We start from the raw sequence: 15,279 nt of genomic DNA, 5'->3' as shown, positions 1-15,279 counted from the left end.
CCCATGAAGCTGTCGATGCCCCTCGTCTACTCCGGCAACCCGCGCGAGGCCGCCGACCAGGTCGTCGCGCTCGAGAAGGCCGGTCTCGACATGGTCTGGGTCGCGGAGCCCTACGGCTTCGACGCCCCCACGCTCATGGGCTACCTCGCCGCCAAGACCGAGACCATCGAGATCGGCGCCGGCATCCTCAACGTCTACTCCCGCACCCCGGGGGCGATGCTGCAGACCGCGGCGGGCCTCGACAACGTCTCCGGCGGCCGCGCGGTCATCGGCCTGGGCGCCTCGGGACCCCAGGTCATCGAGGGCTTCCACGGCCTGCCCTACGACAAGCCGCTCGGCCGCACCCGCGAGATGGTCGAGATCCTGCGCCTGGGGCTGCGCCGCGAGCCCCTCGTGCACGAGGGCAAGGTCTTCACGCTGCCGCTGCCCGCCGACCAGGGCCTCGGGCTCGGCAAGCCGCTCAAGCTCCTGACCCGCCCCGAGCGCCCGGTCGTGCCGCTGTGGGTGGCCGCCCTCGGCCACGCCAACGTGCGGATGACCGCCGAGATCGCCGACGGCTGGCTCCCCTTCCTCTTCCACCCCGAGAAGGCCCAGGAGGTCTGGGGCGAGCCGCTGGCGCAGGGGCGCGCCAAGCGCTCCGCCGACCTCGCGCCGCTCGAGGTCAGCGCCGGCGGCCTGGTGGCGATCGGCGAGGACGTCGAGGGGATGCTCGACCTCATGCGCCCCACCTACGCGCTCTACGTCGGCGGCATGGGAGCCAAGGGCAAGAACTTCTACAACGAGCTGGCGCGCCAGTACGGCTACGAGCAGGAGGCCGAGCAGATCCAGGAGCTCTACCTCCAGGGCAAGAAGAAGGAGGCCGAGGCGCTGGTGCCGCTGGAGTGGCTGCGCGCGGGCAACCTGGTCGGTCCCGAGTCCTACGTCAAGGAGCGCATCGCCGCCTTCCGCGAGGCCGGCGTCACCAACCTCTCGGTCACCCCCGCCTCCGCCGACCCGGCCGCCACGATCGCCCAGGTCAAGGAGTGGGTGTCCTGAGCGGGTGTCCTGAGCGCCGGGCCCGCAGGGGGCGCGGGATAGCCTCTCGGTGATGGCTGAGCGCACCGCCCCGAGACCCGACTCCGACCCGACCCCCCAGCAGGTACGCCGCGCCCTCGCGCGCGCCGAGCGGGGGGCGGCGCTCGACGTCGAGGAGGCGTCGGTGCTGCTGGCCGCCACCGGCGCCGACCTCGACCGGCTCTGCGCGGCCGCCGCCACCGTGCGCGACGCGGGGCTGCTCGCCGCGGGGCGCCCGGGCGTGGTCACCTACTCGCCCAAGGTCTTCATCCCGGTCACCACGATGTGCCGCGACCGGTGCCACTACTGCACCTTCGTGGAGAGCCCGGGCCACCTCCAGCGCGAGGGCCGACCGCTCTACCTCTCCCCCGACGAGATCCTCGACCTGGCCCGCCGCGGGGCCGAGCTGGGCTGCCTCGAGGCGCTCTTCACCCTCGGCGACCGCCCCGAGGAGCGCTGGCCCGAGGCTCGGCAGTGGCTCGACGAGCAGGGCTACGACTCGACCCTGGCCTACGTGCGCGCGATGGCCGTGCGGGTGCTGGAGGAGACCGGGCTGCTGCCCCACCTCAACCCCGGGGTGATGAGCTGGGAGGAGATGAACCGGCTCAAGCCGGTCAGCCCCTCGATGGGCATGATGCTCGAGACCACCTCGCGACGGCTCTTCGAGACCCGCGGACTGGCCCACTTCGGCTCCCCCGACAAGGACCCCGCCGTGCGGATGCGGGTGCTCGAGGACGCCGGTCGTCTCTCCATCCCCTTCACCACCGGGCTGCTCGTCGGCATCGGCGAGACCCTGCGCGAGCGCGCCGAGACGGTCTTCGCCCTGCGCGGGGTGGCCAAGGCCTACGGCCACGTGCAGGAGGTGATCGTGCAGAACTTCCGCGCCAAGCCCGACACCGCCATGCGCCACCGCGACGACCTGGGCCTGGAGGAGTACCGCGCCGCGATCGCGGTCACCCGCCTGGTGATGGGCCCGCGCATGCGCGTGCAGGCCCCGCCCAACCTGGTCGACGCCTCCGCGGGCTCCGCGGAGTGCCGCGCCCTGCTCGACGCCGGCATCGACGACTGGGGCGGGGTCAGCCCGCTCACCCCCGACCACGTCAACCCCGAGCGGCCGTGGCCGACCCTCGAGCGGCTGAGGGCCCACACCGCGGCGGCCGGCCTCGAGCTGGCGCCCCGGCTCACCGTGCACCCCGAGCACGTCCGGGCCGGTCTCGGCGGCGGCAGCCCGTGGCTCGACCCGCGGGTCAGCGCCCACGTCGCCGCGCTCGCGGTGCCCGACGGGCCCGCGGCCGGTCTGGCGCGGGTCGGCGTACGACCGGAGGGGCGGGTGTGGCAGGAGCCCGACGGCGGGGCCGCCTCGCTCACCACCAGCACCGGGCGCACCGACCTGCACGCCAGCATCGACACCGAGGGCCGCAGCGAGGACCGCCGCTCCGACTTCGCCGGGGTCTACGGCGACTGGGACTCGGTGCGCGACGCGGCCGGGTCGACGTCGCTGATCGACGGCGCTCCCGCGGTGCTCCACGCCGAGGGGGCCGCCGCGCTGCGGGCCGCGGAGGCCGACCCCGGCGGGCTCTCCGACGAGCACGCGCTCACCCTCATGACCGCCGAGGGCCCGCTGCTGGAGCAGGTGTGCCGCCTGGCCGACGACCTGCGCCGCGAGGTCGTGGGCGACACCGTCACCTACGTCGTCAACCGCAACATCAACTTCACCAACGTCTGCTACGTCGGCTGCCGCTTCTGCGCCTTCGCCCAGCGGCGCACCGACGCCGACGCCTACTCGCTGTCCCTCGACGAGGTCGCCGACCGGGCCGCGGAGGCCTGGGACCTCGGCGCGACCGAGGTCTGCATGCAGGGCGGCATCGACCCCGAGCTGCCCGCCTCGGCCTACGTCGAGCTGGTGGGGGCCGTGCGGCGTCGCGTGCCGCAGATGCACGTGCACGCCTTCTCCCCGATGGAGGTGCTCAACGGCACCGCCCGCACGGGCCTGTCGACCGAGGACTTCCTCATCAAGGCGCGCGAGGCCGGCCTGGGGTCGCTGCCGGGCACGGCCGCGGAGATCCTCGACGACGACGTGCGCTGGGTGCTCACCAAGGGCAAGCTGCCCACCTCCACCTGGATCGACATCGTCTCCACCGCCCACCGCGTGGGCGTGCCGACGACCTCGACGATGATGTACGGCCACGTCGACAACCCGCGGCACTGGGTCAACCACCTGCGCGTGCTGAGCCGGGTGCAGGACACCGCGCGCGAGCACGGCGCCGCGGAGTTCACCGAGTTCGTGCCGCTGCCCTTCGTGCACACCTCGGCCCCCATCTACCTCGCCGGCGTCGCCCGCCCCGGACCCACGCTGCGCGACAACCTCGCCGTGCACGCGATGGCGCGGATCCTGCTGCACGGGCGCATCGACAACATCCAGACCTCCTGGGTCAAGCTCGGCGTCGAGGGCACCCGCGCGATGCTGCGCGCGGGCGCCAACGACCTCGGCGGGACCCTGATGGAGGAGACGATCTCGCGCATGGCCGGCTCCGAGCACGGCTCGGCCAAGACGGTCGCCGAGCTCGTGGAGATCGGCGCGGGCATCGACCGGCCCGTGACCGAGCGCACGACCCTGTACGCCGCCCGCTGACCCCGCCCGCGGGGTCGGCCGCGGACCGGGCACGATGACCCATGCGCGTTTCGTGGACCAACGCCCTCATCGCCGGCGGGTCGGCCCTGCTCGGGGCCCTCGCCCTCATCGTGCTGACCCACGTGGTGGCCCGCCTGGTGCAGCGACGCTGGCCGCCCGGGGAGCGACTCTTCCGTCAGGCCCGGGTCCCCTACCGGGTGCTCGTGCTGGTCATCGCGCTCAACGGCTGGGTGGCCGGCGTGCGGCGTCGCGGCGACGACGAGGTGTGGTGGCACGCCGCGGTCCTGGCGGGGCGGACCCTGTGGATCATCGCCGCCGCCTGGCTGGTCACCGTGGTGCTGCTCTTCCTCCAGGACCTCGGCCTGGGCCGCGCCCGCACCGACGTGCGCGACAACCGGGCCGCGCGCCGCGTCCGCACGCAGGTGCTCATCCTGCGCCGTCTCACCGTGGCCCTCATGGTGGTGGTCGCCCTCGGCGCGATCCTGCTCAGCTTCCCGGGGGTCCGCACCATCGGCGCGAGCGTCCTGGCCTCGGCCGGCCTCATCTCGGTGGTCGCCGCGCTGGCCGCGCAGTCCACGCTGGCCAACGTCTTCGCCGGCATCCAGCTGGCCTTCAGCGACGCGATCCGCATCGACGACGTCGTGATCGTCGAGGAGGAGTGGGGCTGGATCGAGGAGATCACCCTCAGCTACGTCGTCGTCCGGCTCTGGGACGACCGCCGCATGGTGCTGCCCTCGACGTACTTCACCACCACCCCCTTCCAGAACTGGACGCGCCGCAACTCCGAGCTGCTGGGCGCCGTGGAGCTCGACCTCGACTGGCGCGTCGACACCGCCCGGATGCGCGAGGCCCTGCCGGGGGTCATGGCCTCGGCCGGCGAGCTGTGGGACGGGCGCGTCTCGCTGCTGCAGGTCACCGACGCCGTCGCCGGCTTCGTGCGGGTGCGGGTGCTGGTCACCGCCGTCGACGCCGGCACGCTCTTCGACCTGCGCTGCCACGTGCGCGAGCAGCTGGTGGCCTGGCTGCGCGACCACGACCCGGCCGGCCTGCCGCGCACGCGCCTCGAGGTCGAGCGGGACTGACCCGGCGCGGGCGCCCGGGTGCGGACGCGCCGACGGGCGGGACCCCGGGAGGGTCCCGCCCGTCGGCGGTGGTGCGGGTGGGGCGGGGCCGCTACCCGCGTCCGCTGGAGGAACGCACCCGGCGCGAGACCGAGTCGATCGCGACCGCCAGCAGCAGGACCGCACCGGTGACCATGAAGCGCACCGAGGAGTCGACGTTCATCAGGTTAAGGCCGCTCTGGATGGCCTGGAGCACGATGATGCCGAGCAGCGCGGAGTACGCCGACCCGCGGCCGCCGAAGAGGCTGGTGCCGCCGATCACCGCGGCCGCGATCGCGGTCAGGTTGGTGTCGGTGGTGCCGCTGCTCTGCGAGACCGAGGTGAGCTGACCGGCAAGCAGGATGCCGCCCAGGGCTGCGAAGGTCGAGGTCGCTGCGAAGACCGAGAAGTAGATCCGGCCCACCTTGATGCCGGCGCGACGGGCCGCCTCCTCGTTGCCGCCCACGGCGTAGACGTGGCGACCCCACGTGGTCTTGCGCAGCATGAGGTCCATGACGACCACCAGAGCCACGAAGAGCACGAACAGGTAGCCCCAGCCGCGGTCGATGCCGAGGTAGTAGGTCAGGAAGCCCAGGCCGCCCGCGAGGAGCACCGCCTTGATGCCGACCATGGTGAGGTTGGGCGGGGTCAGCCCGGCCGCCTTGCGCCGGCGCACCATCAGCAGCTGCGAGCCGACGTAGGCCAGCACGACCACCGCGAGCAGCACGTAGGCCGCACCGTCGCTGAGGAAGCGCTCGCGGGCGAACTGCCGCAGGCCCGAGTCGGTGGGCAGCACGATGGTGCCCTGGTCGCCCAGCACGTAGAGCAGCGCTCCCTGGAAGCCGAGGAGGCCGGCGAGGGAGAACACGAAGCTGGGCACGCCGAGCCGGGTGTAGAGCAGCGCGTAGACCGAGCCGATCAGGGTGCCGATCAGGATGCCTGCGATCATGCCGACGACCAGCGACTGGCTCTTGTTGGCCACCAGCACCGCCATGGAGGCGGCCGCGAAGCCCGAGACCGAGCCCACCGAGAGGTCGATCTCCCCCAGCAGCAGCACCAGCACGATGCCCAGCGCGATGACGCCGACCGGTGCGGCGAAGAGCGTGATGTTGACCAGGCTCTTCGACGACAGGAACGTCGGCTCCTGGGAGTAGAAGACCAGCGAGATGACGATGAGCCCGATGACCACGGGCAGCATGCCGAGCTCACCGCCCTTGAGCCGGTTCCAGACCGCGCGGGCCTGGCCGCCGAGACCCTGGCTCTGGATGAGCCGCTCGTCGGCGATGTCGGCGGCGACGGCCGACTGCGTCTCGTCGGTCGTGGCGCTCACTGGCCCGCTCCCTCGGTGGTGTCGGTGGTGCCGGCACGCCGGCTGGCGCGCGCGGCGACCACGTTGTCGGAGGCGCCGGTGATGGCCGCGACCAGCTGCTCGGTCGTGGTCTCCTCGGTGCGGAACTCCGCGGCGTTGCGGCCCAGGCGCATGACCACGATGCGGTCGGCCACGGCCTGGACGTCGGCCATGTTGTGGCTGATGAGGATGACCCCGAGCCCGGTCTCGCGCAGCCGCTCGACGAGGTTCAGGACCTCCGCGGTCTGCGCGACACCGAGGGCCGCGGTGGGCTCGTCGAGCATGACGAGCTTGGGGTTGCCCACGAGGCTGCGGGCGATCGCCACCGTCTGGCGCTGACCGCCCGACAGCCCCGCGATGGGGATGCGGACCGAGGGGATCTTGGCGGAGAGGGTGCGCAGCAGGCGCCACGCCTCCTTCTCCATCGTGACCTCGTCGAGCACCGGCCCGAGCAGGCGCTCCTGGCCCAGGAACAGGTTGGCGACGACGTCGAGGTTGTCGCACAGGGCCAGGTCCTGGAAGACCGTCGCGATGCCCAGCGCCTGGGCGTCGGACGGGCCACCGACCGAGATCTTGCGGCCCGCGAAGGTGATGTCACCCTCGTCGGGCTGGTAGACCCCCGAGATGACCTTGACCAGGGTCGACTTGCCCGCACCGTTGTCGCCCACGAGGGCGACGACCTCGCCGGCCGCCACCTCGAGGTGCACGTCGGTGAGGGCCTGCACGGCCCCGAACCTCTTGTTGATGCCGGTCAGGGACAGGACGGTCTGTCCCGTGACCGGCTTCTCCGTCGTCGTGGCGCTCATCAGGAGATGCCAGCCTCCGAGCACGCAGCGGCGTAGTCGCCGGTGCAGATGTCGGCGGCGGAGTAGAAGCCGTCGGCGATGACGGTGTCGGCGACGTTGTCGGCCGTCACGACGATCGGGTCGAAGATGTAGGACGTGACGCCCTCGTAGTCGCTCTGCTCGATGCCGGTCTCGCTGGTCGACGCGGGCTCCTCGCCCTGGGCCAGGGCCACGGCCACCTCGGCGGCCGTCTCGGCCTCGATCGGGATGGGCTTGTAGATCGTCATCTCCTGCTCACCGGCGAGGATGCGCTGGATCGCGGCGACCTCGGCGTCCTGACCCGTGATCGGGGGCAGCTCGTCGGAGGAGACGCCGGCGCCGGTCAGGGCCGCGACGACGCCGCCGGCCTGGCCGTCGTTGGCGGCGTAGACGCCCTGGATGTCGCTGGGGTCGTACTTGCTCAGCTGGTCGGTCGTCCACTGCTGGGCGTTCTCGGGGCTCCAGTCGGGGTTGTCGTACTCCTCGGCGATGGTGACGCCGCTGGAGTCGAGCACGCTGTGGGCGCCGGCCTTGAACTGCGCGGCGTTGGGGTCGCTGGGCGCACCGTTGAGCATGAGGATGTTGCCGGTGTCGCCGACGGCCTCGACGAGGGCCTCGGCCTGCATCTGGCCGACGGTCTCGTTGTCGAAGGACATGTAGTAGTCGGCGCCGTCGATGAAGCGGTCGTAGGCGATGACCGGCACGTCCTGGCCCTGGGCCTCCTGGACCATGCCGGTGGCGCCGGCGCCGTTGACCGGGTCGAGCACGACGACGGACGCGCCGGCGGTCAGCGCGCTGGTGAGCTGCTGGGCCTGCTTGGCCTCGTCCTGGTCGGCGTTGTAGTAGTCGACCTCGCAGTCCGAGCACAGCTCGGCGACGGCGGCCTCGAAGAGCGGCTTGTCGAAGGCCTCGTAGCGGGTGGTCTTGGACTCCGGGAGGAGCAGGGCGATGGTGCCGCCGGAGGCGCTGTCGCCGCCGCCGTCGGAGCCGCTCTCGGCGTCGTTGGCGCCGCAGGCGGTGAGGCCGGCGGTGCCGATGGCGAGCACAGCACCGAAGGCTGCGAGGCGGTGCAGGGGTGTGGACATGGTTCTCCCTCGACTGGGGCGGGCACGCCGCCGGGTTGACTGGGTCGAGTGTCAGCCGTCACAGACTTGTCGTCAAGTAGTGAACGCAAAGATGGTCATAACTCGTTACTCGCGCTTTGATCATTCACGTCTTGACCACAACCTGTGACCCGAGGCACAGTTCCGCCCATGACCAGACAGCGCCTCGACGCCGCCCCCGGGTCGACGTCGACGCTGCGCACCGCCAACCAGCACCGCGTGCTCGACGTCCTGCGGGGGCTCGGCGTCGTCGACCCCGCGGTGGCCGGCGAGGACGTCGACGCCCTGCCCGCGGAGTACACGCAGGCCGAGCTCGCCCGCACCACCGGGCTGGCCCCGGCCACGGTGTCCAACATCCTGCGCGACCTGTCCTCGGCCGGGCTCGTCGCCATCGCGCCCGGCAGCGGCCGGCGCGGGTCCTCGGTGAGGCTCGCCGAGACCGCCGGCGTCGTCGCCGGCGTCGACTTCGGCCACAGCCACGTCGCCGTCGCCGTCGGGGACCTCGCCGGCCGGCTCCTCCACGAGGAGCGCCGCCCCCTCCACTCCGGGCTCGACCACCGCGCCGCCCTCACCTGCGCCCACGACATGCTCCGCGGCATGCTCCCGGCCGGGCCGACCCTGCGCACCGTCGGGCTGGGCCTGCCGGCCCCCGTCACCGCCGACGTCGTGCAGTCCTCCGCGATCCTGCCGTCATGGGTCGGGGTCAACGCCCGCACCGCCGCCGAGCAGGTCTTCGGCGCCACCGCCCTGGTCGAGAACGACGCCAACCTGGGTGCGCTCGCCGAGCACCGCCGCGGCGTGGGCCGCGGTCACCGCAGCTCGGTCTTCGTGAAGATCTCCTCCGGCGTGGGCGCCGGCGTGGTCATCCGCAACGAGCTCTTCCGCGGGGCCCACGGCAGCGCCGGCGAGATCGGCCACCTCACCCTCGACGAGCAGGGCCCGCTGTGCCGCTGCGGCAGCCGCGGGTGCCTGGAGGCCTACACCTCCATCGGCACGGTGCAGTCGATGATGGGCGGCCAGCTGCCCGGCGCGGTCATCGAGGAGATCGTCGACGCCGCCCTCGCCGGCAACGTCGCCGCCCAGCGCGCCTTCGAGGACGTCGGGCTCCACCTGGGCTGGGGGCTGGCCAGCATCGTCAACCTGCTCGACCCCGACATCGTGGTCGTCGGCGGCGACATGGCCCGCGCCGGCGAGCTCGTGCTCGAGCCCGCGCGGGTCGGCCTGCGCCGCCACGCCCTCGACGCGGCCGCCCTGACGCCCGTGCTGGCCAGCGAGCTCGGCAACCGCGCCAGCCTCGTGGGTGCGGTCATCGTGGCCGCCGAGCGCACCGAGCTGATCGCGCCCGCCTGAGCCCCCCCGCGTCGGGCCCGGGGTCCCTTCGGGTGACCTGATGACGCCGTGGGGCGGCCTACGGTGGGGCCATGACCGAGAGCACTCCTGACCCGACGACCGACGCCGAGACCTACGGCGACTACTCCGTCGACGACGAGGACCAGCCCACCAACATGGACGACCTCGGCGACCCCGACGTCGCCGACGAGCTCGACCGCGGCTACTCCCCGCCGGAGAAGTACTCGGCCGCCCAGGGCTTCGGCAACACCCCCTACGAGGAGGCCACCGGCGAGACCCTCGACCAGCGCGTGGCCCAGGAGGTGCCGGAGGCCGACCCCTACGAGCAGGCCGAGAAGGCCGACGCCGATCCCGACGTGCGCCTCGACCAGCTCGACGACGGCGAGGTCGGCGACGAGCGCGCGGGCCGCCTGGTCGACCCCGACCAGGGCCTCGGCGAGGACGTCGACCAGGAGCTCGTGGGCGACGACGTCGGCATCGACGGCGCCGCGGCCTCGGCCGAGGAGGCCGCCGTGCACGTCGTGCCCGACGACTCCGACCCCGACACCTTCAACGCCTGACCGACGGGCGCAGGACGCAGAAGAGGCCCCCGGCTGCTGCCGGGGGCCTCATCGCACGTAGTGAACCGCTGGCGTCTCGGGTCACCAGCGGCTCGAGAAGAACGTTAGGCGCTCGCGGGGGCGCTGTCAGCCGCTGCGGGGCGAAATGGCCCGGTCGGGCCATGCGCCATGGCCCGGGGAGCGGCGTACACCTGGCACGTGCGGGTCAGGCGGGGGTCGCTCCCGCGCCGCCGTCTGCTCCCGACACCTCCCTCACCCACCGTCGCCACTCCCCCTGCGGCGCGTAGCCGAGCGCCGACCACAGCCCGCGCGCCGGGTCGTTGTCGTCGAGCACCATCGCGCAGAGCCGTTCGGCCCCCAGCGCGGTGAGCCGGCGTTCGGCCGCCGCCACGAGCAGGCGGGCCACGCCGCGGCCGCGCCGGTCGGGCTCGACGGCGAGGCGGTAGAGGTTGGCCCGCCACCCGTCCCAGCCCGCGACGACGCTGCCGACGAGCCGGCCGCCCGCCACGGCGACGAGGACGGCTCCGGGGTCGTGCTCGAGCAGCCGCTGGACGAGGTCGGGCCGGTCCGGTGGTCGCGAGGCGTTCTCGCCGGCCCGGGCCCACAGGTCCAGGAGCTCGTCGACCTCCTCCGTCCGCGCTGCCCTGACCCTGATCTCCTCGACGCCCACCTGGCCAGCCTTCCAGCAACCGTCCACAGCGCGCCGCTCACCATCGACACGAGACGCACCTCGGCGTAGAATCGAACACATGTTCGCATCGCCGGTGGTCGAGGTCGCGGGCCTGGTGGCAGCCCTGGCCACCGTGGCCCCGCTCGATCTTGCGGGTGACGACGGGCGGTCGCGCCGTGCCGATCTCACCGACGCCGAGCTGGTCGACCTGATCCGGGCCCTGGAGGAGACCAAGGCTGCGGCGGCCGCAGCACAGGCCCGGGCCACCGCGCGACTGGCCGCGTCGCAGCGGGCCGCCCAGCGCGCCGCGGGCGTCTGCCGCGACCGCATCGGCGCCGGCATCGCCGCGCAGGTCGCCCTGGCGCGCCGCACCAGCCACCACCGCGGCACCCGTGACCTCGGCCTCGCGGAGGTCCTCGTCCACGAGATGCCCCACACCCTGCGGGCGCTGGGCGCTGGCGTCCTCACCGAGTGGCGCGCCACCCTGCTGGCCCGCGAGACCGCCTGCCTGAGCCTGGAGGACCGGCAGGTGGTCGACGCCCACATGGCCGGCGACACTGCCACGCTGGAGGCCCTCGGCGACCGTGAGCTCGTGGCCGCAGCGCGGCGGATCGCCTACGAGCTCGACCCGCACTCCGTCGTGGACCGCAACCGCCGCGCCGCCCAGGAGCGCGCCGTCACCCTCCGCCCGGCTCCCGACACCATGGCCTACCTCACCGCCCTGCTGCCCGTCGCCGACGCGGTCGCCGCGTACGCCGCCCTTGGCCGCGCCGCCGACAGCCACCGCGGGTCGACCGCGGCCGGCCGGGCCGAGACCGAGCGGCGCTCGCGCGGGCAGGTCATGGCCGACACCCTCCTCGAGCGCCTCACCGGCCGCAGCCACGCCGAGCCCGTGCCCGTCGAGGTCTGTCTCGTCATGACCGACCGCACCCTGCTCGCTGACGACGACGAGCCCGCCACGCTGCTGGGCTACGGCACCGTGCCGGCCGACTACGCCCGCTACCTCACCGCCGCGGCCGCCGACGCCGACCACGCCTGGTACCGCCGGCTCTACACCGCGCCCACCACCGGCCGGCTCCTCGCCAGCGACTCCCGCGCCACCCACTTCGGCGCCGGCCTGGCCCGCCACCTGCGGGCTCGCGACCACGCCGTCTGCCGCACCCCCTGGTGCGACTCCCCCGTCCGCCACAGCGACCACGTCAGCGCCCTCGTCGACGGCGGACCCACCACCACCGACAACGGTCAGAGCCTGTGCGAGGCGTGCAACTACGCCAAGCAGGCGCTCGACTGGCGCGCCCGCTGCGCCCCGGGCCCACGCCACACCGTCGAGCTCACGACCCCCACCGGCCACACGTACCACTCCACCGCCCCACCCCCACCGGGGGCGGGCAGGCACGCCACCTTCGTCACCTGACGCAGGGGGCTCACTCACACTCTTTTGGGTCACTAGGACTCATTACAGACCGAGAAGAGGACTCATAACGAGTGTCTTTTCAGCATCTGAGGGACCTGCTAGACCGAGGCCCTAGGAGGCTCAGAAATGCCTTGGAAGACCACGCCGAAGGTCAGTGAAGCGCTTGCCAACGACGAGCGCATGAGGTCGGTGACGCATGCCAAGACCACGGTCCAGAACGACCGCTTGTTCCTCAATCACTTCATCCAGGGAGTCGGCGATCGTCAGTGTCACCTGTTCTCCGCAGCGGCGTGCGAGGACTGGTTCGCCGAGGAGCTGAGCGCCAGCTCCCGACCAGCTACAACGAGGTCCGGACCCAGACGCTGGGCTTACTGGAGTTCTGCACCAGGCGCGGCTAGCTCGACCACGATCCGATGATGATGGTCGGCGAGCCCAGGACGCAGGCTCGCCGCCCGCGCCTCCGGCTCACCCAGGCTCAGCTCCGCGACCTGATCGAGCTCACCGCCACCCTCGGGATCGGCCCATGCTCAGCGCCGGGGCTAGCGCCGGGCAGCGCTCCAGTGACCTGGTGGCGCTGCGCGTCGGTGATCTCGACCTGAACCAGGGCTACATCATTCTGGTGATCCAGAAGACCCAGACGGCTGACTCCCTGCCGATCACCGCCGACCTGGACCGCAAGCTTTGACGGTGGCTGTTCTGGTAAAGCAAGCGTCTGGCCAGGACCGGCAAGGCGCTGACTTCCGACGCCTATCTGTTCCCGGCTATCGGGGCATGCAACACCGTCCACGGTGACGACGGACGACCGCTGGTCTACGGAGAGCCCAAGCCCGGCGTGAAGCAGACCAACAGCCACCGGGTCGTCAACCGAGCCCTGGAGCGCGTCGAGATCTTCGAGACCAGGGTCGAGGGCTTCCACACGCTGCGTCGCTCGGTGGCTCACATCGTCTTCGACTAGGCCGCTGCCGAGGGCCACAACGGTTCGCTGTGGATCGCTGCTGCTGTTCTCGGTGAGCGATCACCCGGACCTGGCCTCGGCCCGAGCAGCCCTGGCGATTTCGGGATCTCGTGGCAACGTCATCGCGGGCGAGGGCCTGGCTGCCGGCCCCGCGCTCACTGGTCTGCGCATGGCCTCCATCAGGACCAGGACCACAGCAGCCGTCGGTGACTTCACCAGGCTCCTGACCGAGGACGGGCTACGTCACGACGGTGGCCTGCACCTGAGCGAGCAGATCTTGTCGGTGCGCACTGCTCGAGGACCCGATGGTCGGCGCCTAGTCTCACGGGTCCGCGCTGATGCTCTGGAGGCTGCGACCTGGGCTGCCGGTGCGGCTCGCAAGCCCTCGGCGGGAAAGATGCGCATTCTGTTGCCCAGCGTAGGTAGGTGAGGTCATACGTGCGAAGGCTGACCGGCGCGAGCGACGCCAAGGGCGGTGCCGTGGCCGATCACGCCGATGAGGAGTGACACCTGCGCCATCCCGGCCACGAGAAACCCGAAGGCGACGAGACTGCTATCGCCGCTGGTCTCAGGCGTGCAGTTGATGAGGTCGGAGGTGAAGCAGGCGGGGTTGACCGGCTCGACCGAGGGCCAGAAGGCGGCGATGAAGTAGCCCCCGAACAGCAGCCCAACTATCCCCATGGCCATACACAGGTTGATCCGATCGGCGGCGGCCATCTGCTGATCGGTGACGGCGGCGTTGGGCTTGACGCGGTTACGCATGACGAAGGGACCCTTCGAGGTAAAGAACGGGCGATGGTCAACGTAGTCGGCTTAGCGACCTCCTTCCTTAGAGATGGGACTATTCAATGGATCGGGCCGGTGAGAGGGGCCGACCTTCGCTGTCGATGCCGAGGCGGTCCCGCCCAGCGTGGTCGGCTGACCTCTTACTCCAGCCCCTTCGGTCCCGTTGCCCGCCTCGCCCGCGGGAGGCCACCCAGGTCGCTGCGGTGAAGCGGAGCCCGGGATCTGATTGCCGGATCCCTTGGGGAATCTGCCTCTGGTTGTGCTCAAGCCCGACCAGACCCAGGACCGCGCCACCTGGCTCAACCAGCCCGAGAAGGACGTCCCCCGCTCGGTGACGATGGTGAAGACCATCGAGGACCTTCTCTTCGAGGGCAGGTTGTTGGTCCAGGGCAGCCAGGACGCCTCCACCATCAGCCTGCGCTCTAAGCAGTCCGATGGCACCGAGGACTCGGTCTTTGTGGAGAGCAACGACGTCTACCTGGGTCGCTCTGGCACAGGTACGACGGTGGCTCAGAACAACCTCACCGTCAGCGGGGCGACCAACCTGGTCGGGATCGTGGACGGGTCGAACTTCCGAGCCAACAAGTCCGGTGTCCGCACCGTGACCACCAACTCGACCACCACCAACTACTCGGTCTCGATCAGCTTCGGCTCGACCTACCCCAGCAACTACCCGGTGCCGGTAGTCGCTGCCACGCCCCAGGCCACGGCCGCCAACGCCTACGCGGTCTCGGTCTCTGCGGTGTCTCGCTCGGGATTCACGCTCAACGTCTACCGGTACACCGGCGGCTCGGCCTCGGTCGACGTCCAGTGGATCGCCCTGTCCAACACTTGAGGAGAAGCACGATGACCAATGGACGCCACCGACGCGACGACGATGACTGGCCCGCCGACTACTACTGGATCTGGTTCCTGGCCGTCGTGGTCGTCGGTGTCATCCTCTGGGGCACCTATCCCTGGTGACCCGCCTAGGGTTCGCTCATGCGCATCGCGGAGCTGGTCCTGGACTTCGTCAACGTTCTCGCTTGGCCCATCTTGGTGCTGGTCGTGCTGCTGGTGTTCCGCAGCCAGGTCAGAGCCTTGGCCGCTCGACTGGCGTCCTTCTCCGGCCCAGGTGTATCGGCGACATTCCACGAAGCCAGCAAGGAGGCTGCGGCCCTGGTGAAGGAGAACCCTCCGACCAAGCCCGGCCCTCAACCTTCACGTTCGACCAGACGCTACGAGGTGACTTCGCTCTCGGAGAGCGCTCTGTTCGGCCATGCCTTCCGAAGCGGGCGAGACATCGAGATCGACGTCGCTCAGGCCTCGTTGAGCGAGGGTCTGAAGATCATCAGCTTTGCTTCCGGGCTTGTCTTCGGGGCCAAGGGGTCTCTGGAGCGCGTCAGCGACAAGCGGCTCCTACTCCGACACCTTGGGCCATCGGATGATGAGTCCACAAAGGTCGGCTGAGCCAGCTACTGTTCCTTCAGGAACACAGCAGGTGC

General features: G+C 71.5%; 14 protein-coding genes. 9 read left to right on the top strand and 5 right to left on the bottom strand.

Going from position 1 to position 15,279, the window contains the following annotated elements:
• The first annotated feature begins 3 nt into the window (after positions 1-3).
• The 3 genes from LPA27_RS05180 to LPA27_RS05170 are packed head-to-tail and all read left to right on the top strand — an operon-like array spanning position 4 to position 4,767.
• Positions 4-1,035, top strand: a complete 1,032-nt coding sequence (locus LPA27_RS05180; RefSeq protein WP_228941744.1) for an LLM class F420-dependent oxidoreductase — start codon at positions 4-6, stop codon at positions 1,033-1,035.
• A 52-nt stretch (positions 1,036-1,087) separates the two neighbouring features.
• Positions 1,088-3,685, top strand: coding sequence for a bifunctional FO biosynthesis protein CofGH (locus LPA27_RS05175; protein ID WP_228941743.1), 2,598 nt, complete (start codon positions 1,088-1,090; stop codon positions 3,683-3,685).
• 41 nt (positions 3,686-3,726) lie between these two features.
• A complete protein-coding gene (locus LPA27_RS05170; RefSeq protein WP_056863831.1) occupies positions 3,727-4,767 on the top strand; it encodes a mechanosensitive ion channel family protein in 1,041 nt (346 codons plus the stop codon).
• A 91-nt stretch (positions 4,768-4,858) separates the two neighbouring features.
• Here the strand turns inward: LPA27_RS05170 and LPA27_RS05165 are convergent, their stop codons facing one another.
• From LPA27_RS05165 to LPA27_RS05155, 3 genes are read right to left on the bottom strand one after another with little or no spacing between them, the layout of a single operon-like run.
• Entirely contained in the window at positions 4,859-6,115 is a 1,257-nt protein-coding gene (locus tag LPA27_RS05165; protein ID WP_056863830.1) for a sugar ABC transporter permease, read from the bottom strand.
• Positions 6,112-6,939, bottom strand: a complete 828-nt coding sequence (locus tag LPA27_RS05160) for an ATP-binding cassette domain-containing protein (RefSeq protein WP_056863829.1) — start codon at positions 6,937-6,939, stop codon at positions 6,112-6,114. The genes LPA27_RS05165 and LPA27_RS05160 overlap by 4 nt, the downstream gene beginning before the upstream one ends.
• Entirely contained in the window at positions 6,939-8,042 is a 1,104-nt protein-coding gene (locus LPA27_RS05155; protein ID WP_228941742.1) for a substrate-binding domain-containing protein, read from the bottom strand. Before LPA27_RS05155 ends, LPA27_RS05160 begins: the two co-directional genes overlap by 1 nt.
• 168 nt (positions 8,043-8,210) lie before the next feature.
• On the opposite strand from LPA27_RS05155, the gene LPA27_RS05150 reads away from it, so the two are divergent.
• Together LPA27_RS05150 and LPA27_RS05145 are read left to right on the top strand one after the other, a co-directional pair.
• Positions 8,211-9,410: an ROK family transcriptional regulator gene (locus LPA27_RS05150; protein WP_056863827.1), complete on the top strand. Its 1,200-nt coding sequence runs from the start codon at positions 8,211-8,213 to the stop codon at positions 9,408-9,410.
• A gap of 71 nt (positions 9,411-9,481) precedes the next feature.
• Positions 9,482-9,970: a DUF5709 domain-containing protein gene (locus LPA27_RS05145; protein ID WP_056863826.1), complete on the top strand. Its 489-nt coding sequence runs from the start codon at positions 9,482-9,484 to the stop codon at positions 9,968-9,970.
• Between the two features lie 205 nt (positions 9,971-10,175).
• Here LPA27_RS05145 and LPA27_RS05140 read toward each other — a convergent pair whose 3' ends face one another.
• Positions 10,176-10,640 carry a GNAT family N-acetyltransferase gene (locus LPA27_RS05140; RefSeq protein WP_228941741.1) on the bottom strand — a complete coding sequence of 155 codons (465 nt, stop codon included), beginning with the start codon at positions 10,638-10,640 and terminating at the stop codon, positions 10,176-10,178.
• A gap of 79 nt (positions 10,641-10,719) precedes the next feature.
• Between LPA27_RS05140 and LPA27_RS05135 the strand changes: the two genes are divergently transcribed.
• Together LPA27_RS05135 and LPA27_RS19230 are read left to right on the top strand one after the other, a co-directional pair.
• Positions 10,720-12,054, top strand: coding sequence for an HNH endonuclease (locus tag LPA27_RS05135; protein ID WP_228941740.1), 1,335 nt, complete (start codon positions 10,720-10,722; stop codon positions 12,052-12,054).
• Positions 12,055-12,886: 832 nt separating this feature from the next.
• The gene (locus tag LPA27_RS19230) at positions 12,887-13,009 is read left to right on the top strand and encodes a hypothetical protein (RefSeq protein ID WP_267477181.1); all 123 of its coding nucleotides are present in this window, start codon (positions 12,887-12,889) and stop codon (positions 13,007-13,009) included.
• Positions 13,010-13,441: 432 nt separating this feature from the next.
• Here the strand turns inward: LPA27_RS19230 and LPA27_RS05130 are convergent, their stop codons facing one another.
• Complete coding sequence (locus LPA27_RS05130) at positions 13,442-13,771, bottom strand: hypothetical protein (protein WP_228941739.1); 330 nt, start codon at positions 13,769-13,771, stop codon at positions 13,442-13,444.
• 283 nt (positions 13,772-14,054) lie between these two features.
• Here LPA27_RS05130 and LPA27_RS05125 point away from each other — a divergent pair, with 283 nt between their 5' ends.
• Both LPA27_RS05125 and LPA27_RS05120 read left to right on the top strand, forming a co-directional pair.
• Entirely contained in the window at positions 14,055-14,630 is a 576-nt protein-coding gene (locus LPA27_RS05125) for a hypothetical protein (protein ID WP_228941738.1), read from the top strand.
• A 146-nt stretch (positions 14,631-14,776) separates the two neighbouring features.
• Positions 14,777-15,244 (top strand): cell division protein SepF, encoded by a 468-nt coding sequence (locus LPA27_RS05120; RefSeq protein WP_228941737.1) that lies wholly within the window; start codon positions 14,777-14,779, stop codon positions 15,242-15,244.
• The last annotated feature ends 35 nt before the right edge of the window (positions 15,245-15,279 follow it).

Source organism: Nocardioides sp. Leaf374 (assembly GCF_916862475.1).
Lineage (GTDB): Bacteria > Actinomycetota > Actinomycetes > Propionibacteriales > Nocardioidaceae > Nocardioides > Nocardioides kribbensis.
The sequence above is the reverse complement of the archived record's forward strand: the minus strand, read 5'-3'. Positions and strand labels throughout refer to the sequence as shown.

Coding starts and splice junctions, on each gene's coding strand:
- LPA27_RS05170 (WP_056863831.1), top strand. CDS start 3,727: ATGCGCGTTTCGTGGACCAACGCCCTCATCGCCGGCGGGTCGGCCCTG.
- LPA27_RS05180 (WP_228941744.1), top strand. CDS start 4: ATGAAGCTGTCGATGCCCCTCGTCTACTCCGGCAACCCGCGCGAGGCC.
- LPA27_RS05155 (WP_228941742.1), bottom strand. CDS start 8,042: ATGTCCACACCCCTGCACCGCCTCGCAGCCTTCGGTGCTGTGCTCGCC.
- LPA27_RS05160 (WP_056863829.1), bottom strand. CDS start 6,939: ATGAGCGCCACGACGACGGAGAAGCCGGTCACGGGACAGACCGTCCTG.
- LPA27_RS05120 (WP_228941737.1), top strand. CDS start 14,777: ATGCGCATCGCGGAGCTGGTCCTGGACTTCGTCAACGTTCTCGCTTGG.
- LPA27_RS05175 (WP_228941743.1), top strand. CDS start 1,088: ATGGCTGAGCGCACCGCCCCGAGACCCGACTCCGACCCGACCCCCCAG.
- LPA27_RS05145 (WP_056863826.1), top strand. CDS start 9,482: ATGACCGAGAGCACTCCTGACCCGACGACCGACGCCGAGACCTACGGC.
- LPA27_RS05150 (WP_056863827.1), top strand. CDS start 8,211: ATGACCAGACAGCGCCTCGACGCCGCCCCCGGGTCGACGTCGACGCTG.
- LPA27_RS05135 (WP_228941740.1), top strand. CDS start 10,720: ATGTTCGCATCGCCGGTGGTCGAGGTCGCGGGCCTGGTGGCAGCCCTG.
- LPA27_RS05130 (WP_228941739.1), bottom strand. CDS start 13,771: ATGCGTAACCGCGTCAAGCCCAACGCCGCCGTCACCGATCAGCAGATG.